Here is a 22517-nt window from a genome sequence, read left to right on the forward strand (position 1 = left end):
CCTCAGGCAGGACGGCCCGGGAGCATCTGCTTTACGTGGCAATGAAAAATTGGGGCTTCCATTCTTCGGCGGAACCGCTTAGAATGGATCCAGGTTAGAACCGTTCTAAGACAGGGGAGACCTGGATGATCGATCGTTTGCCGGCCGCCATGGCCGCTCAGCCGGAGGCGAGCGGCGCCGAGGTCGTCGGGAAGCCGGGTGTGGCCGGACCGTGTTGCGTTCCGGCCGCACGAGAGTCCGCGAGGGCGGAGGAGCCGAGCGCGGCGCTGAGGCTCGCCGCCGCCACGGCCATCTCGGCGCTCTTCCTGGTGGCCGGGTGGGCGGTCCAGCGCTGGGCGCCGGGGACGCCGGCCTTCGTGGCGATCGTCCTGTACAGCCTGTCCTACGTCGCGGGCGGCTACTTCCGCGTCCTCGAGGGCCTGCAGGCCTTGAGGCAGGGGACGCTCGACATCAACTTCCTGATGGTCGCGGGCAGCCTCGGGGCCGCCGTGCTGGGGCGGTGGGAGGAGGGCGCCGTCCTCATCTTCCTCTTCTCGCTGTCCTCGGCGCTGGAGGCGTTCGCCGTGGGGCGGACACGGGACGCCATCCGCCGGCTCATGGCCCTGAGCCCGGAGGACGCCCTCGTCCGCCGCGACGGGGCCCTTGTCCGCGTCCCGGCGGCGCACCTGCAGCCGGGCGACCTGGTGATCGTCCGGCCGGGCGAGCGCATCCCGGCCGACGGGGTGGTGGAGCGCGGCGAGTCGGCGGTCGACGAGGCGACGATCACCGGCGAGTCCGTCCCCGTCGACAAGGGCCCGGGCCACCCCGTGTACGCCGGCACCATCAACGGCCAGGGGTCGCTGGAGTTCCGCGTGACCCGGCCGGCCGGGGAGACGACGCTGGCGCGGATCATCCGCTACGTGGAGGAGGCGCAGGCCTCCAAGGCGGCGACGCAGCGGCTCATCGACTGGGTGGACCGCTACTACACCCTTCTCGTCGTGGGCACCGCCCTCCTGGCGTTCCTGATTCCGCCCCTGGCCGGCCTGGACACGTGGGCGTCGAGCTTCTACCGCGCCATGATGCTCCTCGTCGTGGCCTCCCCGTGCGCCCTCGTCATCTCCACCCCGGCGGCGATCCTGTCCGGCATCGCCCGGGGCGCCCGGGCCGGGGTGCTCTTCAAGGGTGGGCGGCACCTGGAGGACCTGGCCCGCGTCCGGGTCGTGGCCTTCGACAAGACGGGCACCCTGACGGCCGGCCGGCCGGAGGTGGTCGGGGTGTTCCCCGAGGCGGGCGAGTCCGCCGAATCCCTGCTGCGCCTGGCGGCGGCGGCCGAGGCGCGGTCGGAGCACCCGCTGGCGGAAGCCATCGTCGATCACGCGCGGCGCCTGGGCATCGCCCTCCCCGAGGCCGAGGACTTCCAGGCGACGTCTGGCGTGGGGGCGCGAGCCCGTGTGGGCGGACAGGAGGTCTGGGTCGGGAGCGTCCGGCTCCTCGACGAGTTCGCCGTGCCGGCGGACCACCCCGTGCGGGCGCAGGCCCGTCGCCTGGCCGACGGCGGGCGTACCACCGTGGTCGTCCTGGCGGACGGGCGGCCGCGGGGCATCATCGCCCTGGCCGACACCCCCCGGGTCGCCGCCCGGGAGGCCATCGCCGAGCTGAAGGCGATGGGCGTGGAGCGGATCGTCATGCTGACCGGCGACCACGTCCGGGCGGCGGAGGCGATCGCCCGGGAAGTGGGGGTCGACGACGTTCGCGCCGAGCTCCTCCCCCAGGACAAGCTGGCCGTCATCCGCGAGCTGCGGGAGCGCTACGGGCCCGTGGCCATGGTCGGCGACGGGGTGAACGACGCCCCGGCCCTGGCGGCGGCGGACGTGGGCATCGCCATGGGCGGCATCGGTACGGACGTGGCGCTGGAGACGGCCGACGTCGTGCTCATGGCGGACGACCTCCACAAGGTGGCGGAGGCGATCGACCTCAGCCGCCGGACCCGGAAGGTCCTCATCCAGAACCTCAGCTTCGCGGTGGGCGTCATCGTCCTGCTGGTGACGGTGACCTTCGTGGGCGGGCTGACCCTCCCCCTGGCGGTGGTGGGGCACGAGGGCAGCACGATCGTGGTGGCGCTCAGCGGGCTCCGGCTGCTCGCCAGCCGGCTGGGACGAAGGGCCCGGCCCGGTGCCCGCACAGCCGTCGCCGCGGCGTGATCCGCCCGGCGAAAGCGGTCGCCGGAGCTGCTGCGAACCTGCCGGCGGCCTTCCCCGGTCTAGTACGGGGAGGCGATGGCGGTGGGCGGCAGCTCCGGCGCGCTCGGGTGCCTCGGGTTCATCCTGGTACTGTTCGGGGTCCTTCTCTTCCTGAAAGTGGCCCTGGCGGGTGGGGCCGCTTTCCTGGCGCTGGCGGTCGGGCTGGGCGCCGCATACTATGTGGGAGCGGCTGGACGCTGGGCGCTGTGGACCGCGTCCGTGCTCGTGGTGCTGGCCATCCCGTGGCTCGTGCTCCAGAGCCTGGGGATCGCCCTCGGGTTTCTCGGGCTTGCGATCGGGCTGGCCGCCCACCTCCTGCCCCTGGCGCTCCTGGCCTTCGGCGTGTATCTCATTGTCAGGGCCCTGCGCTGAGGAGGGGCGGACCGTGCGGGTGTACGAGTATTCCGGGCGCCCGTGGCTGGCCCTGCTGATGCTGGGCCTCGGCCTGTGGCTCCTGGTGCGAGAGGTGTTCGGGCTGGGTCCGTGGTTCGGACCCGCGACGCTGGGCGCCCTCGCGGCGTACTTCGCCTTCCTGTACATACGCAGGGAGCGGCGGCTCGAATGGCTGGTGGCCGCCTGGCTCCTCGGGATGTGGGCACTGTACCTGGCGCTCGGGATCGTGCTCGGCGGTCCCCTCCCGTTCGCGTTCTTCTTCGTGCTCCTCGGTCTCGGCTTCATGGGCGTGTACGCGACCGGCACCCGCCCTGCCACGTGGCCGGTCATGGCCGCGTCGGCGCTGTTCGCCCTCGGGACGATCGTCTGGGTTCTCGGCATCGGCCTGGCGCTGCTCCCCTACGTGCTGCCCCTGGTGCTCATCGGGTACGGCATCTGGCTCCTGCGCCGCGAGAACCGGCAGCGGTGGTGAGCGGGCCCGGACGGGCCGTCCGGACCCTCAATTCGTCAGCCCCAGCGCCTTGTACGTCTCCCACCGCACGATGCCCGTGGGCTTCAGGCCGCGGGCCTTCTGCAGCGCGCGCACGGCCGCGGCGGTGCCGGGGCCGAAGCGGCCGTCGATGGGCCCGGTGTAGAACCCGAGCTCCCTGAGCCGCATCTGGACCTCGACGACGTCGGCCCCGGTGTGTCCCTGCACCAGGGTCCGCCGGCTCAGGACGGGCTGGCCGAAGATGACGACCCGGGTGCCCCGGGGCACGATCTCGTACAGCTCCTCGACGTGGCGGTTGAGCATGCGGATGCAGCCATGGCTGGCCCGGCGGCCGATGGAGCCGGGCTGGTTCGTTCCGTGGATGCCGTAGATGCCCCAGGGAACGTCAAGGCCGAGCCATCGGGTGCCGAACCCGCCGCCCCAGTTCTTCGCCTTGTGGATGACCCGCCACTCGCCCACCGGCGAGGGCGTGCGGCCCGTGCCGATCCCGACCGGGTAGCTCCGGTAGGGATACCCGTTCACGAGGACGGTGAGGCGGAACCGGCTCAGGTCGATGGCGACCTCCAATGTCCCCGGGACCGGGGTATCGTAAGGCGCGCGAGGCAGGACCCTCAGGGCCTCGGTGAGGGCGCTCCACGTTCGCGGGCCCGCCGCACCGTCGGCCACCAGGTGGTGGTCCTCCTGGAGACGCCGCACGGCCGCGGCCGTGCGGGGGCCGAAGATGCCGTCGGCTGGCCCCGGGTCGTAGCCCAGGTCGCCCAGGACGTGCTGCAGCGCCTGAACTCCCTCGCCCGTGGCAGGCGGATCTCGCAGGGCCAGGAGCGCTCCCGCGCCGCACGGGATACCGGCCGGACCGGCCGGCCGCGGCCCGGCAGCGGGTGAAGTCGTTGCGGCTTCTTCGTGCGCCTTTGTGCTTCCGGAAGGGCCCACGGGCACGAGCAGCGCGCCCGCCAGGAGCGCCGAAGCGAGCCGCCGCACCCACCGACCTGGAACGCGCGCCGTCACGTGCGACACCCCCGTCACGAGCCCGGCTCTGGCACCCCCGCAGGTAGTATGCCACGGGCGGTCGGCACGGGGGTGTTCTTTTCAGCCTCCTGGGCTCCGGCCGGCGGTACCACCCGGCGTGCGCCGGAGCCAACCGTGCTGGTAGGCGTAGGCGACGAGCTCGGTGCGGTTGCGGAGGTGCAGCTTGGTGAGGATGTTGCGGAGGTGGTTCTTCACCGTGGTCTCGGCGATGTGGAGGCGCTGACCGATCTCCCGGTTGCTGAGGCCGCTTGCCACCGCCTCCAGGACCTCCCGCTCGCGGGCGGTGAGTTCGCCCGCCGCCTCGCCCTCGGCGGCCGACTGGGCGAACTCCCGCAGGATGTGGGAGGCCACGCTGCGCGACACCCGCACGTCGCCGTTCATGACGGCGCGGAGGTACTCGAGCCACTGCTCGGGATGCATGTCCTTGAGCAGGTAGCCCTGCGCCCCGTACTTGATCGCCTCGAAGAAGTCCTGCACGTCCTCGGACACGCTGAGGATCACGATCGTGACGTAGGGGAGCACGGCCTTGATCCGCTTCGTGGCCTCGAGGCCGTCCATGCGGGGCATCCGGATGTCCATGAGCACCAGGTCCGGCATCAGGACCTGCGCCTTCTCGACGGCCTCCATCCCGTCGGCGGCCTCTCCGACCACCTCGAAGGAGGGGTCCTCGCCGAGCACGGCGGCGATGCCCCGCCGGGACAGCGGGCTGTCATCGACGATCAGGGTGCGCACCGTCTGCATGTCCTCGTACCCCTCCGGCGAGCGGAACGCGGAGGCGGACCTCCGTCCCCCGGCCCGGCTCCGAGGCGACCTCCAGGGTGCCGCCGAGCAGGGATGCCCGCTCCTTCATGGTCTGGATGCCAAAGCCCGGTTTCACCCGGGACGGGTCGAAGCCGGCGCCGTCGTCCTTCAGGACCAGGTGCAGGTGCCCGTCCCGGCTCTCCAGCACCACGGTCACCCGGCTGGCTCCGGCGTGCTTGCGCACGTTCCACAGGGTTTCCCGCACGATCCGCAGCACCTCGCCCAGGGTACCCCTGGGGAGCGGGACGGGGTCCTTGCCCTCGAGGCTTGAGGCGATCCCGGTCTGCCGGGAGAACTCGGCGAGGAGCGCTTCGAGCGTGGGCCTTAGCGGTGCCGTGTCGCCTGGGGACGCGGTCTCCGGCATGAGCCGCAGGTCGAAGATGGTGTGCCGCACCTGCTCGTACGCCGAGGCAATCCCGCTCCGCACTTCCTCGGCGGCGCGCCGGGCCCGGTCGAGGTCTTTCGCCTCCAGGTGGCGCTGGAGGCTCTGGAGTTCGACGTTGCAGAAGAAGAGCGCCTGGGAGATGCTGTCGTGGAGGTCTCGGGCGATCCGCTCCCGCTCGCGGAGAACCTGCTCCCGCGCCCGCTGTGCCTGAACCTCCGCCTGCAGGCGCTCGATGAGGGTCCAGGTCGCCTTGTAGTACAGGATGGAGCCGGCGACGGCCATCCCCGCGGCCAGGCTGTTGCCGATCCACTGCGGCATGAAGTCGTACAGCGTGTGCCGCCACCACTCGAAGGCCCCCACCATGAAGGCCGGGAGCAGTGCCAGGATCCACCGTACCGCTCGCAGGTTCACTGCCGCCGACCGCCCCCCTGATACGAGTGTACCGGAGATACGGGTGGGGGGCACCTGTCCGGAAGGACTATTCGCGTCCTGCCCGGGCGAATCCTACCGAGGCCCGCGGCGTTCTTGCCCCCGCGCCCGGCCCCGGCTGGCCGCCGCCGCGGCCCCGCTCGCCGCAGCGCTCACCATTGGGTCCACCCAGCCCGTGGGCAACCAAACTCGCTGTCGCCGCCGTACGGTCAGGGGTTCCGTCTGCCGGTACAGTTCCCCGCCGGTCGGAACGAAACGCAGATCCTGACACACAAGCTGCTGGCTTGAGTATCAACTCTTGCGTTGCCCTCCTCCGCGAGTGGCATGTACTCGACATAATCCGGACATTCTGTCACGAGCGATGCCGTCTGCCAGCACCTGAAACCCTGGCGGGCCCTCGCGAGCGGGGGGAGACACGCAAACCCTGATACGCAAGCCACCGACTTGCGTATCAACTTCTGCGGGACGTTCCGTACGACGGTACGTACACGCCCCTGCACCTCCCCTCCCCACCGGTGCAGCCTGCCGCCGGCTCGTCCGTCACCCGGAGCAGGGGATCGGGGGCCGGCTCGGGAATGCCCTCTATGACTTCGTCGCGGCTTCAAGCAACCCGAGGTTGCCCCGCAAGCCGGCCAACAGATGAACGCCTGGAGGTTACCCCGCGCACCCGTCCGAGCGGTGGGAAGATATTACCTACCTCGCCGCCGGCAACGAGCGGCAGCGCAGGGCACACGACGTCATCGCCCGACTTGGCCCCTTCGAGCGCCTGAAGCTGTCCGGGCCGGTCCCGGTCGGAACGATTGCGCTCGGGGTGGACATCCCCGAGAGCGAGGCAGGCTAAGAGAACGTTCACTGACCCCGTCCGGCTCAGCGCATACGCCCTCCAGACCGCCTGCCAGGAGGTCTCGCCCTTGCCGCCGACCATCCTTCGCGGCTCCCTCGCCGTACTTCTCGCCGCCGCCCTGTTCGGCATCTCCGGCGCCGTGGCCCGGCTCGTGTTCCGGGATGCCGCCCTGCCGCCCATGGTCCTCGTCGCCCTCCGGATGACGCTGAGCTTCGCCGGCCTCCTGCCGGCACTGGCCCTGGCGAACCGGAACCTGCTCCGGGTCCCGCGGGGCCAGTGGCTCCCCCTGCTGCTCTGGGGCGCCGGCCCGATGCTGCTGGTGCAGTACACGTACTTCCTGGCGATCGCCGAGACGAACGTGGCCACGGCGATCTTCCTGGAGTATCTCGCCCCGGTCCTGAGCGCCCTGTACGGCTGGGCGTTCCGGCAGGAGCGGCCGGGCCCCGCCCTGCTGGCGGGGATCGTGCTGTCCGTGGGGGGCGCCGGGTTGCTGGTGCTCGGCGGAGAGCAGGGGATGACGCTATCGCCCCTCGGTCTGGCCTACGGCATCGGCGCGGCCTTCGCGATGGCCTGGTACAGCGTCTGGGGCGGCCGGTTCGAGGGGCGGGTCGGCCCGTGGGCGCAGCTCGTGTGGGGCATGGGGGGCGCGGCGCTGGCCGCCCAGTTCGTGACACCTCCCTGGGTGCTCGCGCCCTACCTGGCCGACCGATCCCTGTGGCCGTTCTACGCCTTTCTTGCGGTGCTGGCCTCCTCGGTGCCGTTCGGCCTTTACATCTACGGCGTGCGCGCCCTGCCGGCCACGGTGGCGATGATCATCGCTACCGCCGAGCCGGTCGTCGCCGCCGTGGTGGCGTGGTTCCTCCTGGGAGAAGGGCTCAGGTGGCTTCAACTGGTCGGGGCGGGGGCCATCGTGGCCGCCGTGATCACGGTACAGGTCTCCGCGGCGCGCCGGAACCAGGAGCACCCAGGGCGAGCGGAAGCCGGCCCCGTCGAGGCGCGGCCGGCCCGGTGACATGACGCTGGCCTCAGGGAGCGGTACGGTGTGTCGGGCCTGGTCGGCGCGGCCGCCATCGCCGGGTGATCGGGTTCGCGCTCGTGCGGTGAAAACTAGGCGATCCGCTCGACCACCGTGGCGATCCCCTGCCCGACCCCGATGCACATCGTGGCCAGGCCGTACCGGCCCCGGCGGCGGCCGAGTTCGTGCACGAGGGTCGTCAGGATGCGGGCGCCGCTGCAGCCGAGCGGGTGCCCCAGGGCGATGGCGCCGCCGTTCACGTTCACCTTGTCCAGGTCGAGCTCCAGGTCCCGCACGCAGGCCAGGACCTGGGCGGCGAAGGCCTCGTTCAGCTCCACGAGGTCCAGGTCGGCCACGGTGAGCCCCGCCCGGGCGAGGGCCTTGCGGGTCGCGGGCACGGGCCCCACGCCCATGTAGGCCGGGTCGACGCCCGCAACAGCGGTGGCCACCACCCGCGCCCTCGGCCGCAGGCCGAGGGCGCGGGCCTTCTCCTCGGACATCAGGAGCAGGGCGGCCGCCCCGTCGTTGATCCCGCTCGAGTTCCCGGCCGTGACCGTGCCGCCCTCCCGGAAGGCCGGCTTCAGGCGGGCCAGCTTCTCCAGGGTGGTGTCGGGCCGGGGGTGCTCGTCGGCCTCGACCAGGACGGTCTCGCCCTTCGGGCCGGGCACCGGCACGGGGACGATCTCGTCCCGGAACTTCCCCTCCCGGACGGCGGCCGCGCAGCGCTGCTGGCTGAGGAGCGCGTAGCGGTCCTGCTCCTCCCGGGTGATCCCCCACTTCTCTGCCACGTTCTCGGCCGTCTCGCCCATGCTGTACGGGTGGTACATGGCGGCGAGGCGCGGGTTCACGAAGCGCCAGCCGATCGTCGTGTCGTAGATCTCCGTCTGGCGGGCGAAGGCCGCCGGCGCCTTCGGCAGGACGAAGGGGGCCCGGGTCATGGACTCGACCCCGCCGGCGATGAAGATCTCGCCCTCTCCGGCCCGGATCGCCCGCACTGCGTCGTTCACGGCCTCGAGGCCCGAGCCGCAAAGGCGGTTGACGGTCGCGCCGGCCACCGTGACCGGCAGCCCCGCCAGGAGGAGCGCCATCCGGGCGACGTTCCGGTTGTCCTCCCCCGCCTGGTTGGCGCAACCCAGGTAGACGTCCTCGATCTCCTCGGGCCGCACGGCCGGGTTGCGGTCCAGCAGTGCCCGGATGACGACGGCCGCCAGGTCATCGGGCCGCACGTCCTTGAGCGCCCCGCCGTACCGGCCGATCGGCGTCCGCACGGCGTCGACGATCACGGCTTCAGGCATCGCGAGCCCCTCCTTCCGGTGTGGGTCGGACGATCGGCATCCCGCCGGCCGCCGCCCAGCGCCGCAGGAGCGGAGCGGGGCGGTAGCGGTCGGGGCCGAGGTCGGCGGCCAGGTGCTCGAGCACGGCCACCACCCGGGAGGGGCCCAGCCGCCGGGCGAGCGCCAGCGGACCCTCCGGCCAGTTCGCACCCAGGCGCATCGCCAGGTCCATGGCCCCGGCGGATGCCACCCCCTCCGCCAGGGCGAAGGCCGCCTCGTTGGCCAGGCAGGCGAGGATGCGGGCCGTCACGCCGGCGGCGCCGTCGGCCACGAAGACGGCCCGGTAGCCCAGGCGTTCCGCCAGGGCAGCCGCCCTCAGGGCGGCCGGGGGCAGGTCGGGGGCCGGCGCCGGACTTCCGGCCTCCCCCGGAGGGGCGTCCGCCGCCCACGGCAGCCCCGCCGGCTCGCCCGGCGGCGGCCAGGTGCCGGCCTGGACCGGCAGGATCAGCTCCAGCGCGTCCCCGGCGCCGTACGGAGGGAACCCGCCGAGGCCGGCGACCCGCCCGGGGTCGCGGCAGGCCGCGGCGATCTCGGTGGCCGTGACCGTCGCCGCCGCGGCCACCAGCGGGGCCTCCGGGGGCAGCAGGCGGTCGAGGGCCGCCGCCAGCGCCCGCCGCGCCCGCAAATCGAGCCACGTGAGGTCGAAGGCGGCCCCGGCCGTGCGGGCGACTGCCTCTGCCTGTCCGCTCAGCAGGAGGTCGGGCGGGGTCTCGGGACCGGGCGGGGCCACGACCTCGACGTGAAGGGCGTACCCCGCCCGTCCGGCCGCCCGGGCGAGGGGTTCGGCGTCGGCGGGGTCGGTGGCCAGGACGAGGAGGGGACCGGAGGGGCCTGGCCGGGCGGGGTCCGGATCGGGTGCGGCCGGCGCGGACCGGGCCGCGCCGGCATCGGGTCGGGGGGTGCCGCGTACCCCCTCGTAGCGGTAGAAGCCCGCCCCCGTCTTGCGGCCGAGGCGGCCGGCGTGGATCATCGCCGCCTGGATCGGGTGGGGGCGCAGGCGGGGCTCGCCGTGGAGCTGGTCATGGACGGACCGGCTCACGGCGTAGTTCACGTCGATCCCGATGAGGTCCATGAGCTCGAAGGGGCCCATGCGGAAGCCGGCCGCCCGGATCAGGCGGTCGATGTCCGCGGGGGCGGCCACCCCCTCGCCGGCGAGGCGGAGCGCCTCCAGGTAGAAGGGGCGGGCCAGCCGGTTGACGATGAACCCCGGCCCGTCCCGGGCGATCACCGGCGTCTTCCCCAGGGCCCGCGCCAGGGCGAGGGCACGGGACAGGGTACGCGGGGACGTGTCCGGACCGGGGATGACCTCCACGAGCCGCATGGCCGGCACGGGGTTGAAGAAGTGGAGGCCCAGCGCGCGATCGGGCCGGCCGGTGGCCGCAGCCAGCCGGGCGATGGGGAGGGAGGAGGTGTTGCTGGCCACCACGGCGTCCGGGGAGAGTACGCCGCTCAGGTCGCGGAAGAAGCGCTCCTTCACGTCCGGGTCCTCCGGCACCGCCTCGACGACGAACGTGGCCGCGGCCAGCGCGCCCACCGTCCGGGCCGACTGCAACCGTGCCAGGGCCGCCCCGGGTTCCTCTCGCAGCAGGCCAGAAGCGGCGGCACGCCGCAGACCGTCGGCGATGCGCGCGGCCGCCCGCTCCAGGGCCCCGGGGGCGGGGTCGTGGAGGATCACCTGCAGCCCGGCCGCAAGCGCCACCTGGGCGATGCCGGCGCCCATCGTGCCGGCGCCGGCGACGCCCAGGACCTCGGCTGGGCGGGCATCGCTACGGACCACGGAACCGGGGCTCCCGCTTCTCGACAAATGCCCGGACCCCCTCCTGACCGTCGGCGGAACCGGCCGCCAGCCCCTGGAACCAGGCCTCGTGCTCCAGCTGCTCCTCTAGGGTGGCGTGCGCGGACCGCGCCAGGAGCTGCTTCATGTATCCGAGCGCCGCCGGGCCGCGGGCGAGGCGCTCGGCCCATTCTCGCCAGGCAGCGGGGAACTCGCCCTCCGGCGCCACCCGGTTGACCAGGCCGAGCGCCAGCGCCTGGTGGGCGTCGATCCGCTCGCTCAGGAAGAGCAGCTCGGCTGCCTTCCCGCTGCCGACCAGCCGGGGCAGGAAGAAGCTCATGCCGCTGTCCGCCACCAGTCCCACACGCACGAAGGCCGTGGTGAAGCTCGCCCGCTCGGAGGCGACCCGCAGGTCGCACGCCAGGGCCAGGCTCATGCCCGCACCGGCGGCCACGCCGTTCACGGCGGCCAGCACCGGCTTGTCCAGGCGGCGGATGGCGAGGATCAGGGGGTTGTACCGCTCGCGCACCAGGTCGCCCACGGGGCCCTGCCCGATCTCCTCCAGGTCCTGCCCGGCGCAGAACGCCCGCCCGGCGCCGGTGAGGACCACCGTGCGCACGGCGGGGTCGTCGGCGGCCGCCTGCAGGGCGGCGCGGAGGTCGGCGTGCATCTGCCGGGTGAACCCGTTCAGGCGGTCCGGCCGGTTGAGGGTGATCACCGCGACGCCGCCGGATACTTCGTAGAGAACGGTCTCGTAGGTCACGGGCGCTCTTCCCTCCGTCGGGCGGTGGGGTGTCCTGTCCGGCGGGGATCAGCCGGCTGCCGCCGGCGGCCGCGCTCCGGGGCGCCGCCGGACGAGCATCCGCAGCGTGGCGACGGCGACCGTCTCGCCCCGCGGGTTCACGATCCGCTGCCCCACCACCCCGATGTCGTCGCCGGGGCCCCGCTCCTCCAGCCCCTCCGCCTCCAGTTCCCGGTGGATCGTGTCGCCGATGAAGACGGGCGCGGTGAACCGCACCCGGTCCATGCCGTAGAAGGCGACGAGCCGGTCGGGGGCGATGTGGAGGAGCCCGGTTCCTGCAACCCATCGCTCGCCCACGGCGTACTCCTCGAAGTACCGGTCCGGCACGGCGCGCTCTTCCTTCTCCGGAGGCAGTCTATACTCTAGTTACACTCGTGAACGTACGGCACCTTCTCGGTCAGGACCGGTTGGCCAGGCGGTTCGAGCCGGGTGGCGCGGGTGCCCGCGTTCCGGGCATCCTACGGGACGGAAAGCCGGACGGGAGGTGATTTCCCGTGCCCGATCGGTTTTCTCCCGCCGACCTGGCGGGTCCCGGGGCCGCCGCGACGGATGCCCTCGGCTGGGGCGCGGCCACGGGCGCCGGTTACCGGCAGGGACCGGACGCCGACGGCGATCTGGCCCCGCTGCGGGAGGGCCTGCCACGGCCGGAGAGCTTCACCCACGAGGTGGCGCGCGAGATCGGGGTCGACCTGACCACCGCCGCCCGCCGGCTCCCGGCTGTCCGGCAGGCCGAGGCGGTGACCCACGGCCGCCGGTCCCGCCGCGACCGCTAGGGCCGCCCCCGGGGGCCCGAAATGCAGGAAGGCTGCGCCCCCGCGGCGCAGCCTCCACATTCCTTCGCACTCCCTTCACAGTTTCCTGCTACGCTGTGGGTGCTCCATGCGCGCCCGCCGCCGGTAGAACGAGCGTGAACTCCGCCCCCTCGCCCGGGCGGCTCCGAACCTCGATCCGGCCTCCGTGCGCCTCGGCGAGGGCGCGGGCGATGGCCAGCCCGAGTCCGGCGCCGCCCTCCTGACCTTCGCCCCGGGCGGCCTTGCCCCGGTACAGCCGCTCGAAGAGGTGCGGCAGGTCTTCCGGGGCGATGCCCGGGCCGGTGTCCCGCACGGCGATCCGGGCCTCGCCGGCCTGCTGCCGGGCTTCGAGCCACACCGTACCGCCCGCCGGCGTGTAGCGCTGGGCGTTGGCGAGGAGGTTGACGAGGATCTGGGTGGCGCGGTCGGGGTCGACCCGGACCCACAGCGCCTCAAGTGGGGGCCTGTAGTGGAAGGCGATCCCCTTCTGACCGAAGAGCGGCTCGTACCCGGCTGCCAGGGGGTCGAGGAGGGAGCGCAACGGGATCTCCTCGAGGCGGAGGTGCAGCGCCTCGCCCTCGGCTTCGGCCAGGGCGCCGAGCTGATCGACCAGCCCCACCAGGCGCATCACCTCGCGGTGGACGAGGCCGAGCCGCTCCGGGGTCGGTTCCCACACCCCGTCCTGGAGCGCCTCCAGGTGGCTGCGGACGACGGCGAGGGGCGTGCGCAGCTCGTGGGCGACGTCCCGGGTCATCCGGCGGAGGTACGCCTCGTGGCGCTCCAGAGATCCGGCCAGGGCGTTCAGGGCCTGGCCGAGCGCGTCCAGCTCGGCGACGGCCTGCGGGGGCACCCGGGTATCCCAGCTTCCCGCCTGCATGCGCCGCGCCACCCGGGTCATGGCCGCCAGGGGCCGGCCCAGTTCCCGGCCGACGAAGAGCGTCACTCCCAGGGCGATCCCCGCGCCGACCAGCAGGGCGCCCAGGAGCGCCTGCCGGACGCCCTGCCGCAGGTGCGCCTCCCGCTCGGTGGCGATGCCCCCAGGCGGCACGGCGGCGACCAGGGTGGCGACCGTCCGTCCGCCGGCCACGACAGGCACCTCCACGGTCTCTGCCGGGGCCGCGACCGCCGGTCCCTGCTGCCACAGGACATCGCCCGCCGGGGACCGGATCGCCAGCGTGAGCCCCTCCGACAGGCCCCACGAGCCCAGGGCGCCCATGAGCTCCGCCGGCCACCCGGTCCCGGGCCGGTAGCCGGCGGCGAGGACCGCCGCCATGCGGCCGGCGCGGTCCCGCAGGGTGTCGGCGAGGTAAAGGGCGATGTGGCGTTCGAGGAGAAGCCCGCTCAGGACCCCGGCAGCGATCAGCGCCCCGGCGGCCGGCAGGGCGAAGGCCAGGGCCAGCCGGGACCGTAGACTACGAAGCACCGGGCGTGCCCCCGAACTTGTAGCCCGTGCCCCAGACGGTCAGGATGAACTCCGGCGACTTCGGGTCCGCCTCGATCTTGGCCCGTAGCTTGCGGATGTGGGCGTCGATCGTCCGCTCGTCGCCCGTGTAGTCGAGCCCCCGCAAGCGGGCGATGAGGTCCTCCCGGGTCCAGACCCGTCCCGGATGCCGGGCCAGCGTGACCAGCAGGTCCATCTCGGTGCGGGTGAGCGCCACCGGCTCGCCGCGGACCGTGACCTCCCGGCGAACCGTGTCGATCACCAGGGCGCCGCCGCCGAAGCTCATCCGGTCGACGAGGGGCGCGGCCCCTCCCTGCGCCCGACGCAGGATCGCCCGGACCCGGGCCGCCAGCTCCCGCGGGCTGAAGGGCTTGGTGACGTAGTCGTCGGCGCCCAGGGCGAGACCCTCGACGATCTCGTCCTGCCCCGTCCGGGCGGTGAGCATCAGGATCGGGACGTCGCTCTGGCGGCGCAGCTCCTTGCAGACCTCCTCCCCGGCGATGTCCGGGAGCATGAGGTCCAGGATCACCAGGTCCGGCTTCCAGCGGGCGAACGTGATGAGCGCCTGGCTGCCGCTCGGGGCGGTTTCCACGGCAAACCCCTCGCGCTCGAGGTAGGCCCGGACCACGTCGAGGATGGCAGGCTCGTCGTCGACGACCAGGATCCGCTTCCCCTGCACCAACGCCGGCTCCCTTCCGGACGCCGGCCCCGGCCTGCCGGCCGGGCATGGGCGGCGTCCCCCCATGAATGTACGCGCCCGGGCCAGGGCCTGTCCACCCGGGCAGGGTACCGAGTCAAAGGGAGGAGGTTCTCCGCGGCCGGACGAAGCGTTCTGCCGGCGTGGCGCCCCCGGGACGCGGGGAGGGAGGAGCTCGAATGCGCAGCAGGACGAGGGACGGAAGGAACCGGGCGGGACGGCTCCGCCCGGGTACGGCACGGATCGCCGGCGGTCTGGCAGCGGCGGCGCTGATCGCGCTCGGAGCGGCTGTCGCGCGGGGTCGCGTGGGCGGTGGGAATCCGGGCACTCCGACCGGTGCGGCCGGCGCGGCCGGTCCGGGACGCGCCGCCGTTTCCGTGCCGCCGGAGCCGGCGTGGCTCGCCCAGGTGCCGGACTCCATCCGGGTGCTGTACCGTTGGGCGCTCGCCAACCGGGACACGCTCCAGTACATCCCCTGCTACTGCGGCTGCGGTGACCGGCAGCACGGCTACCACAAGAGCAACGCGGACTGCTACGGTCAGGTGCGGGGAGGCCGGTTCGTCCACGACCCGCACGCCGCCGGCTGCGGGGTGTGCCTGAACATCACGGCGCAGACCATCCGCATGCAGGCGGAGGGACGGTCCCTGGCCGAGATCCGCAGGGCCATCGACGAGCAGTACGCCGGCGGCGGCGTCCCGCCGACGCCCACGCCGCTGCCGCCGGCCTGATCCGGCCCTACACCTTCGGCCGCGGCCGCACCAGCCGGGCGATCGCCTCCCGGGCCCAGGTGACGAAGGCCGGCTCGGCGGCGCCGGCCGCCACGCTGGGGGGAGCGGCCGCGGCAGGTACCTGCACCGGCCGGCGCTGCAGCGTCATCACCAGCACCCAGGTCATCACGACGGCAGCCAGCAGCAGGCCGCCCGCGAACAGGAGGAAGGGGCCTGTCTGGAAGGCGACCGGCAGGGTCTCGACCTCCAGGATTCCAGCCAGGGCCGCTTCCCGCAGCCAGAGGCGCTGGACCGCGGTCAGGGCGAGGGCCGGGACCAATAGGGCCAGCGCCCCGAGCCCGGCAGGGAGGGGGTCGGGCCCTAGCTGGGCCACGACCAGCAGCACGGCGGCCAGCACGGTGAGCGCCAGCCACACCCGGAGCACGACTCCCCACGGGCCGGACAGCCCGATGGCGGCGATCCCCGCGTCCAGGCCCGGCGCCGCTCCACCGGCGCCCAGGAGCGCGAGGAGCCGTGCGCCGGCGAGCACCTGCCCGGCGAGGCCGGCCAGCCCCCAGCGGCCGCCGTACCGTGCCGCCGCGGCGGTGAACTCCCGCCCGGCCTCGCCCCACCGGCGCTGGTAGCCCGCCAGGAGGACCACCAGCACGCCGGCCAGGCCCAGGGCGCCAGTGAAGAAGTACAGGAAGCGCAGGACGGTGGCGGCGTCCCGTCCCAGGTAGAAGCTCTGCCGCGCCGGGCTGCCGGCGATCGCCGGCCACAGCGCCGGCTGTTCGATCAGCCGCACGTGGCTGGTGAACTGGTACCCCACCCAGCCGATGAGAAGGAAGCTCCCCAGGCCGATCGCCAGCCGCCACCGGCCGATCCGGTCCCCCCACAGCGCGTTCGCGTACAGGCCGTAGTACGCGAGGAGCAGGGCCGGGATCACGGAGAGCCACGGCCAGGCCACGAGGACCGACGTGGCGAAGAACGCCTGCCCGTACAGCACCTGCAGGAACAGGAGCGGCACGATCCCGAAGGTGATCGCCACGCCCATGACGCCGGGGAGAACGGACCACAGGCGCCGGGCCAGGCGCGCGTGGAACTCGCTCCGTCTCCCCAGCGCCTCCGTGACGATCGTGATGAGGGAGCCCCCCAGGAGGCCGTACATCGGCAGGGCGTGGAGGAACCAGCCCAGGACCAGGAGGAACTGCAGGAGCCCGACGGGCCCCGGCAACGGAATCGGGTCGGGGGCGGGGATGATCACTGCGGCAACAGCCTCCTCATGTTCGGGGATACGGCCGCCGGGGCATCCGCCCCGCTGTGGGGCGCAGCCGCTGCCGGGCGGGCCTCGGGGGACGACGGCGCCCAGGGCGGGCGCGGGTTCAGGCTCGCCAGCCAGGCGGCCAGGGCGCGCCGCTCCTCGTCGGTGCCGGCGAAGGGCGGCATGAAGCCCTTCAGCCGGTTCAGGTGGCGGAGCTGGAACTCGGTGAACTCCGGGGTCCAGCCGCGCACGAGCGCCCGGACCCCGTTGTACCCGTCGACGGTGTGGCAGGCCATGCACTGCAGCCGGAAGACTTCCTGGCCGCGGGCCAGCACGGCGTCGGGGGACGGCCCCGCCGGCACCGGCCGCGCCCACCGGGCGTAGCGCAGGATGCCGCGGCGGTCGATCTCGGCGACCTCCGCGGGCCGGATCCCGTTCACGTACATGTAGTCGTAGATGACGTAGGGCTTGCGGATCGCTTCCCGGACCCATTCCGAGGTGCCGGTGACCAGGAGGCCCAGGGTCACGAAGAGGAGGGCCAGGGGAAACGACACCCGGCCCGGCTCCCGGTACGGGCCCCAGTACGTGAAGAGCAGGATGAGCACGGACAGGACCAGGCTGGCCGCCATGAAGATCGTCACGGCGGCGGCGCCGCCCAGGAACTGTGCCCGGGCGGGCTCGGGCACCCGACTGAAGTACCACAGCCCCCCGAGCGGAAGGCCGATGAACGCCGGCCAGAGCCACATCGCCGAGTAGCGGACCACGCGGCGCCGGAGGCCGTCGTCCTTCAGGCGGGTCCCGGTCAGGAGCCCGAACAGCCCGGCCAGGGCCAGGGCCACCGAGGTCCGCATCACGAGCGAGGGCAGGGTCCCGGGGTTCCACCAGGCGTGCCAGACGTTGCCCGTGCGGGGCCAGGCCCCCGGCGTGAGCATGAAGGCGAGGATGCCGTTGATGAAGACGAGGCTGGAGTACGCCGCCACCGTGTAGAGCCAGCCCACGAGGAGGTGCATCCGGGGGCTCAGCCGGTCCCAGCCGTAGTAGTAGACCAGGGCGGTGGTGATCTCGACGAAGAACGGCACGTACTCCATCGCCCAGATCCAGACGAAGAGGTGGATGAGCGAGGAGGTCGCCGGCGGCGTCACCGTGCCGACGGTGAACCAGATCCCGACCCCGGTCACGGCTCCGAAGACGACCGTGAGCAGCACGAAGACGCGCGAAAAGCCCCGGACGAAGTCCAGGAGCGCCTGGTCACCTTCCCGGTAGGCCTTCCCCTCGGTGAGCACGAGGTACAGCCCGCCGCCCACCGCGAAGTGCGCGGTGTACACGTGCAGGATCGAGATGATCGCGATCAGCAGGCCGCCGCCGAGGACCGGCACTTCCAGGACCGGGTAGTTCAACCGGGGCTCCCCCCTGGCCGCCCGTAAGGGCTTCTCACCCCTACGATGCCAGGGAGGTTCACCCGTTATGCGCGCACGAACGCCAGCGCGGCCTCCGCCGCGCCCTCACCCGACCGGATGCAGTCCGGGATGCCGATGCCGTGGTACGCGCCGCCGGCCAGGAAGAGCCCGGGCAGCCGGGCGAGGGCGCCCTCGATCGCCGCCACCCGCTCGAGGTGCCCCAGCGTGTACTGGTGGATGCCATGCTCCCAGCGGTAGACGCGGGCGAAGATGGGCTCCGCCGCGATCCCGGCGATCTCCTTCAGCTCCTGGCGGACGATCCGCACGACGTGGGCGTCGGGGGCCTGGACCAGGCCCCGGTCGCGGGGGCCGCCGAGGAAAGCGCGCAGGAGGAAGTGCTTGCCGTCGGGAGCCCGCCCCTCCCACTTGACCGAGCTGTACGTGACGCCCATGAGCCGGCGCCGCTCGACCGCCGGCACGAGGAAGCCGAACCCCTCCAGGCCCGGCGGGAGATCGGCCCGGCGCCAGGCGAGCGACACCGTGATGGCCGGGGCCATGGGGATCTGGCCGACCAGGCCGGCGATCTCCGGGTCGACCCCCTCCAGGAGGCGTGCCGTGTCCACCGACGGCGTCGCCAGGATCACCGCGTCCGCCTCCAGCCGCCCGCCACCCTCGAGGAAGACGGCGTACGGCGCCCCGTCCCGGCCCGGGGCGATCTCCGACACGCCCCGGCCGAGGACCACCCGGCCGGGGTCGAGGCGCGCCGCCACGCTGGCGGTGAGGTCGCCCATGCCGCCGCGAAAGCTCATGAAGTACGTGCGCGGCACCGGGAGGTCGCCGGCGCCGCCCCCCGGCGCTGCGGCCGCCGCCCGCCGCCGGGCCGCCAGCGCGGCCCGGATGAGGCTGCCGTGCTCCTCCTCCATCCTCACGAACCGTGGGAAGCTCGCCCGCACGCTCATGCGGGAAGGCTCGGAGGCGTGGATGCCGGCGACGAGCGGCTCGGCGATGCGTTCCAGGGCTTCCCGGCCCAGCCGGCGGACGACGAAGCTCTCCAGGCTCTCGTCCGCCCGGTCGCGCCGCGGCGGGATGAAGAGGTCCATCGCCATCCGCAGCTTGCCGGGCCAGGAGAGCAGGCCGGTGGCGACCATGGGCCAGAGGCGGGTCGGGACCATCATGAGGAGCCCGTCCGGGAGCCGGTGAAGCCTCCCCCGGGAGTAGATGAACGTCCCCCGCTCGGATTCGTTGGTCGGCAGCAGCCGGCCGGCCGCCCCGACCCGGCGGGCCAGGTCGATCACCCCCGGCTTCTCGGACAGGAAGCTGTCCGGCCCCCCGTCGACGATGAAGTCGTCGACGACCTCCGTGACGATCTTCCCGCCCAGGCGGCTCTCGCGCTCGACCAGGGTCCAGTCGACGGCCAGGCCCGCCTCCCGGGCCCGCTCCTGCAGGCGGTAGGCGGCGGCGAGCCCCGTGATCCCGCCGCCGACGACCACCACGTGCTTGCGACGCACTTACCGCTTGCCCCCGAGAGCCGCCTCGGCCAGGTCCGCCAGGGCGGCGATGAACGTGGGCCGCGTGTTCGGGCAGGCCGTGCGGATGAACCGGAGCCCCAGCTCCTCGGCCTTGCGGCGGTGCACGACGTCGTTGTCGTACAGGGTCTCGAGGTGGTCCACGGTGAAGCCGATGGGGTCGACCACCACCGTCCGCGCGCCGGCCCGGGCGAACTCCTCGAGGACCTCCTCGACCTCCGGGCCCAGCCACTCGCCCCCCGGCCCGCTCTTGCTCTGGTACGCCAGCCGCCAGTGATCGAGGCCGAGCCGCTCCGCCAGCGCGAGGGCCGTCGCCTCGAACTGCTGCGGGTAGGGGTCGCCCTTCTCGACGTACTCGACGGGAAGGCTGTGGGCAGAGAAGATCACGGGCACGCGGTCCCGCTCCTCCGCCGCCACCTGCGCCAGCGACTCCCGGAGGAGCTCCTCCAGGGCATCCAGGTAGCGGGGGTGGAGGTACCAGTCGGGGGCAAACACGATCTCCGCGCCCGCCCCCTGCTCCTCCACCGCCTTGCGCACCGTCGTCTCGTAGGCCGCGGTGCTGTGCTGCGAGCGGTACGGCGCCATCGTGATCGCCGCGATCCGGTGCGCGCCGCCGGCGATCAGGTCCCGCACCACCGCGGCGAGGTCGGGGTCGCTGAACTGGAACCCCGCCCGCACCGGAACGGGCCGGTTCCGGCGGGCGAGCTCGGCCTCGAGGGCTCTCGCCTGGGCCCGGGTCGTCTCGGGCAGGGGGGAACGGCCGCCGACCAGGCGGTAGCGGTCCACCACCGCCGCCAGCGCCGGTGGCGGGAGCTTGCGCCCGGTGAGGCGGGTGACGAAGCCCGGGACTTCGTCGAGCGACTCCGGGCCCCCGAAGGCCATGAGGAGCACCGCTTCCTGCGCGACCTGCTGCGGCATCCTGTGTCCTCCTCGTCGATCGCCGTTCTGCTCCGCTCCCGCCCGGGCCGGCGCGCGGTCAGGCCTCCCCGGCGGGCGCGCGGCTCAGCCGGTGGACGGCGTCCACTAGCACCTGCACGTGTTCCACGGGTGTCTCCCTGTGGATCCCGTGCCCCAGGTTGAAGATGTGCCCCGGCCACCGTCCGGCGGCGTCCAGGATCCGCCGGACCCGGTCCTCGATCACCGCCGGGGGGGCGAAGAGGGTCATCGGGTCGAGGTTGCCCTGCACGGCGAACGCCGGCCCCAGGATCTGCCGGGCCTCGCCGATGTCGATCCGCCAGTCGAGCCCGATCACGTCCCCGCCCGCCTGGCGGATGAGCGGCAGCAGGGTCGACGCCCCGTGGGCGAAGTGGATCACCGGCACCCCTGCCGGCCGGAGGGCCTCGATCACCCGCCGGGTGTGGGGCAGCACGAACTCCCGGTAGTCGTCGGGGCCGAGCGCCCCCGCCCAGGAGTCGAAGAGCTGCACCGCCTGCGCGCCGGCCCGGATCTGGGCCGTCAGGTAGCGGATCGTCACCTCGGCCAGCTTGGCCAGGAGCGCGTGCCACGTGGCGGGGTCAGACCACATGAGTGCCTTGGTGAGGCGGAACTCCCGGGAGCTGCCGCCCTCGATCATGTAGCTCGCCAGCGTGAACGGCGCCCCGGCGAAGCCGATGAGCGGCACCCGTCCGGCAAGCTCGGCCCGCACGAGGCGGATCGCCTCCAGGACGTAGGGCACGTCCGCCTCCGGCTCGATCACCCGCAGCCGCGACACGTCCCCCGCCGAGCGGATCGGGCTGCGGATCACCGGCCCGTCCCCCTCGCCGAAGGCGAGGTCGATCCCCATCCCCTCCAGCGGCAGCAGGATGTCCGCGAAGAGGATGGCGGCGTCGACCTCGAACCGCTCCACCGGCTGCAGCGTGACCCGGGCCGCCAGCTCCGGGGTCTTGCACAGCGTCAGGAACGGGTACCTGGCCCGCAGCTGCCGGTACTCTTCCATGTACCGGCCCGCCTGGCGCATGAGCCAGACCGGCGTGGCATCCACCGGCTCCCGCCGGCAGGCCTTGAGAAAGCGGTCGCTGCGCATCGCCTGACCTCGCTTGGCCACCCCCGCGGGGAGGAGTAGCCTGTCCCTCATCCAACCATCTTACCATGTTGAGGGCCGTCCGGCCGGTGCGATGTGACGGGGCGCACCGGCCGGACCACGGGGAGGTCGATCGCATGGGGGACCAGCGGCACCGGATCGTCATCGTCGGCACGGGGCTGGTGGGCTCGACCTTCGCCTATACGCTCCTCCTCCGGGAGCTGGCCGAGGAGATCGTCCTGATCGACAAGAACCGGGCCAAGGCCGAGGGCGACGCCCTCGACCTGAACCACGGCATCCCTCTGGCCCGGCCGGCCCGCATCTGGGCCGGCGACTACCCCGACTGCGCCGGGGCGGACATCGTCGTCATCGCCGCCGGGGTGGCGCAGCGGCCCGGAGAGACGCGGATCGACCTCCTGCGCCGCAACGTCGACGTGCTCCGGGAGGTCCTCGGCCACGTCGTGCGCCACACCGAGCGGGCGATCCTGCTGGTGGCGACCAACCCCGTCGACGTCCTCAGCTACGCCGCCTGGAAGCTCTCCGGCTTCCCGCCTGAGCGGGTGATCGGCTCAGGGACGCTCCTCGACTCGGCCCGCTTCCGGTACATGATCGGCACCCGCCTGGGGGTCGACCCCCGCAGCGTGCACGCGTACATCGTGGGCGAGCACGGGGACACCGAGGTGCCCGTGTGGAGCCTTGCCACCGTGGGCGGGGTGCCGGTGGCGGCGCAGACGGCCCGCGACGGTACCGCCGGCCTCCCGGGCGGCGGCCTCGGCCCGGAGGAACGGGAGGCCGTCTTCGTCTCCGTGCGGGACGCCGCCTACCACATCATCGCGGCGAAGGGCGCGACCTACTACGCCATCGCCCTGGCCCTGGAGCGCATCTGCCGGTCGATCCTCCGGGACGAGCGCTCCGTCCTCACCGTCTCGACCCTTGTGCGGGGCGAGTACGGCATCGACGACGTGTACCTCGGCCTCCCGGCGATCGTCGGCCGGGCCGGGGTGGAGGGACGGGTCCACCTGCCGCTCGCCGAGGACGAGGTGGCGGCCCTGCGGCGCTCCGCCGAGACCCTGAAGGGGCTCATCCGCTCGCTGGCGCTATGAGGGCGCCCAGGCGCCGGGCCGGCGCGGGTCTGAATGCACTTTGGCCGGAGCGGCCGAACTCT

The 22517-nt window shown here is 73.3% G+C and carries 21 protein-coding genes; 7 read left to right on the plus strand and 14 right to left on the minus strand.

All coding sequences use genetic code 11. The features are described 5' to 3' along the window. The first annotated feature begins 125 nt into the window (after positions 1-125). From caldi_RS16730 to caldi_RS16740, 3 genes are all read left to right on the plus strand, one after another. A complete protein-coding gene (locus caldi_RS16730; RefSeq protein ID WP_264842881.1) occupies positions 126-2180 on the plus strand; it encodes a heavy metal translocating P-type ATPase in 2055 nt (684 codons plus the stop codon). 81 nt (positions 2181-2261) lie between these two features. After that, positions 2262-2591, plus strand: a complete 330-nt coding sequence (locus caldi_RS16735; protein ID WP_264842882.1) for a hypothetical protein — start codon at positions 2262-2264, stop codon at positions 2589-2591. 13 nt (positions 2592-2604) lie between these two features. Beyond that, complete coding sequence (locus tag caldi_RS16740) at positions 2605-3084, plus strand: hypothetical protein (protein WP_264842883.1); 480 nt, start codon at positions 2605-2607, stop codon at positions 3082-3084. Positions 3085-3111: 27 nt separating this feature from the next. Here caldi_RS16740 and caldi_RS16745 read toward each other — a convergent pair whose 3' ends face one another. The 3 genes from caldi_RS16745 to caldi_RS16755 all read right to left on the minus strand — a co-directional run bounded on the left by caldi_RS16745 (position 3112) and on the right by caldi_RS16755 (position 5725). Further along, the gene (locus caldi_RS16745) at positions 3112-4107 is read right to left on the minus strand and encodes a L,D-transpeptidase family protein (RefSeq protein WP_264842884.1); all 996 of its coding nucleotides are present in this window, start codon (positions 4105-4107) and stop codon (positions 3112-3114) included. A gap of 81 nt (positions 4108-4188) precedes the next feature. Then, complete coding sequence (locus caldi_RS16750; protein WP_264842885.1) at positions 4189-4869, minus strand: response regulator; 681 nt, start codon at positions 4867-4869, stop codon at positions 4189-4191. Beyond that, positions 4838-5725 carry a sensor histidine kinase gene (locus tag caldi_RS16755; RefSeq protein WP_264842886.1) on the minus strand — a complete coding sequence of 296 codons (888 nt, stop codon included), beginning with the start codon at positions 5723-5725 and terminating at the stop codon, positions 4838-4840. Before caldi_RS16755 ends, caldi_RS16750 begins: the two co-directional genes overlap by 32 nt. Positions 5726-6654: 929 nt before the next feature. Here caldi_RS16755 and caldi_RS16760 point away from each other — a divergent pair. Further along, the gene (locus caldi_RS16760) at positions 6655-7599 is read left to right on the plus strand and encodes a DMT family transporter (RefSeq protein WP_264842887.1); all 945 of its coding nucleotides are present in this window, start codon (positions 6655-6657) and stop codon (positions 7597-7599) included. 95 nt (positions 7600-7694) lie between these two features. Here the strand turns inward: caldi_RS16760 and pcaF are convergent, their stop codons facing one another. Genes pcaF through caldi_RS16780 form a run of 4 tightly spaced genes read right to left on the minus strand, consistent with a single transcriptional unit; the run spans position 7695 to position 11839 of the window. Beyond that, positions 7695-8897 carry a 3-oxoadipyl-CoA thiolase gene (gene pcaF, locus caldi_RS16765; RefSeq protein WP_264842888.1) on the minus strand — a complete coding sequence of 401 codons (1203 nt, stop codon included), beginning with the start codon at positions 8895-8897 and terminating at the stop codon, positions 7695-7697. Next, entirely contained in the window at positions 8890-10713 is a 1824-nt protein-coding gene (locus tag caldi_RS16770; RefSeq protein WP_264842889.1) for a 3-hydroxyacyl-CoA dehydrogenase NAD-binding domain-containing protein, read from the minus strand. Before caldi_RS16770 ends, pcaF begins: the two co-directional genes overlap by 8 nt. After that, positions 10703-11473 (minus strand): enoyl-CoA hydratase-related protein, encoded by a 771-nt coding sequence (locus caldi_RS16775; RefSeq protein ID WP_264842890.1) that lies wholly within the window; start codon positions 11471-11473, stop codon positions 10703-10705. The genes caldi_RS16770 and caldi_RS16775 overlap by 11 nt, the downstream gene beginning before the upstream one ends. Before the next feature lie 48 nt (positions 11474-11521). Then, a complete protein-coding gene (locus caldi_RS16780) occupies positions 11522-11839 on the minus strand; it encodes a MaoC/PaaZ C-terminal domain-containing protein (RefSeq protein WP_264842891.1) in 318 nt (105 codons plus the stop codon). A gap of 167 nt (positions 11840-12006) precedes the next feature. Between caldi_RS16780 and caldi_RS16785 the strand changes: the two genes are divergently transcribed. Then, positions 12007-12285, plus strand: coding sequence for a hypothetical protein (locus caldi_RS16785; protein ID WP_264842892.1), 279 nt, complete (start codon positions 12007-12009; stop codon positions 12283-12285). Positions 12286-12373: 88 nt separating this feature from the next. On the opposite strand, the gene caldi_RS16790 is transcribed toward caldi_RS16785, so the two are convergent. Beyond that, positions 12374-13726, minus strand: coding sequence for a sensor histidine kinase (locus tag caldi_RS16790; protein WP_264842893.1), 1353 nt, complete (start codon positions 13724-13726; stop codon positions 12374-12376). Continuing rightward, entirely contained in the window at positions 13716-14423 is a 708-nt protein-coding gene (locus caldi_RS16795; RefSeq protein ID WP_319951775.1) for a response regulator transcription factor, read from the minus strand. Before caldi_RS16795 ends, caldi_RS16790 begins: the two co-directional genes overlap by 11 nt. A 197-nt stretch (positions 14424-14620) precedes the next feature. Here caldi_RS16795 and caldi_RS16800 point away from each other — a divergent pair, with 197 nt between their 5' ends. Beyond that, positions 14621-15169, plus strand: coding sequence for a PCYCGC domain-containing protein (locus tag caldi_RS16800; RefSeq protein ID WP_264842895.1), 549 nt, complete (start codon positions 14621-14623; stop codon positions 15167-15169). Between the two features lie 7 nt (positions 15170-15176). Here the strand turns inward: caldi_RS16800 and caldi_RS16805 are convergent, their stop codons facing one another. The 5 genes from caldi_RS16805 to hemE form a co-directional block, all read right to left on the minus strand. After that, a complete protein-coding gene (locus tag caldi_RS16805; RefSeq protein WP_264842896.1) occupies positions 15177-16412 on the minus strand; it encodes a hypothetical protein in 1236 nt (411 codons plus the stop codon). Beyond that, a complete protein-coding gene (locus caldi_RS16810; RefSeq protein ID WP_264842897.1) occupies positions 16409-17806 on the minus strand; it encodes a cytochrome ubiquinol oxidase subunit I in 1398 nt (465 codons plus the stop codon). The genes caldi_RS16805 and caldi_RS16810 overlap by 4 nt, the downstream gene beginning before the upstream one ends. A 65-nt stretch (positions 17807-17871) precedes the next feature. After that, entirely contained in the window at positions 17872-19314 is a 1443-nt protein-coding gene (gene hemG, locus caldi_RS16815) for a protoporphyrinogen oxidase (RefSeq protein WP_264842898.1), read from the minus strand. Further along, entirely contained in the window at positions 19315-20250 is a 936-nt protein-coding gene (gene hemH / locus caldi_RS16820; protein ID WP_264842899.1) for a ferrochelatase, read from the minus strand. A gap of 58 nt (positions 20251-20308) precedes the next feature. Beyond that, a complete protein-coding gene (gene hemE / locus caldi_RS16825) occupies positions 20309-21355 on the minus strand; it encodes a uroporphyrinogen decarboxylase (RefSeq protein ID WP_264842900.1) in 1047 nt (348 codons plus the stop codon). Between the two features lie 134 nt (positions 21356-21489). On the opposite strand from hemE, the gene caldi_RS16830 reads away from it, so the two are divergent. Then, the gene (locus caldi_RS16830) at positions 21490-22455 is read left to right on the plus strand and encodes an L-lactate dehydrogenase (protein WP_264842901.1); all 966 of its coding nucleotides are present in this window, start codon (positions 21490-21492) and stop codon (positions 22453-22455) included. The last annotated feature ends 62 nt before the right edge of the window (positions 22456-22517 follow it).

Origin of the sequence: Caldinitratiruptor microaerophilus, assembly GCF_025999835.1 — a bacterium.
Classification (GTDB): Bacteria; Bacillota; Sulfobacillia; order Symbiobacteriales; family ZC4RG38; genus Caldinitratiruptor; species Caldinitratiruptor microaerophilus.

Coding starts and splice junctions, on each gene's coding strand:
- caldi_RS16730 (WP_264842881.1), top strand. CDS start 126: ATGATCGATCGTTTGCCGGCCGCCATGGCCGCTCAGCCGGAGGCGAGC.
- caldi_RS16750 (WP_264842885.1), bottom strand. CDS start 4,869: ATGCAGACGGTGCGCACCCTGATCGTCGATGACAGCCCGCTGTCCCGG.
- pcaF (WP_264842888.1), bottom strand. CDS start 8,897: ATGCCTGAAGCCGTGATCGTCGACGCCGTGCGGACGCCGATCGGCCGG.
- caldi_RS16800 (WP_264842895.1), top strand. CDS start 14,621: ATGCGCAGCAGGACGAGGGACGGAAGGAACCGGGCGGGACGGCTCCGC.
- hemH (WP_264842899.1), bottom strand. CDS start 20,250: ATGCCGCAGCAGGTCGCGCAGGAAGCGGTGCTCCTCATGGCCTTCGGG.
- hemE (WP_264842900.1), bottom strand. CDS start 21,355: ATGCGCAGCGACCGCTTTCTCAAGGCCTGCCGGCGGGAGCCGGTGGAT.
- caldi_RS16830 (WP_264842901.1), top strand. CDS start 21,490: ATGGGGGACCAGCGGCACCGGATCGTCATCGTCGGCACGGGGCTGGTG.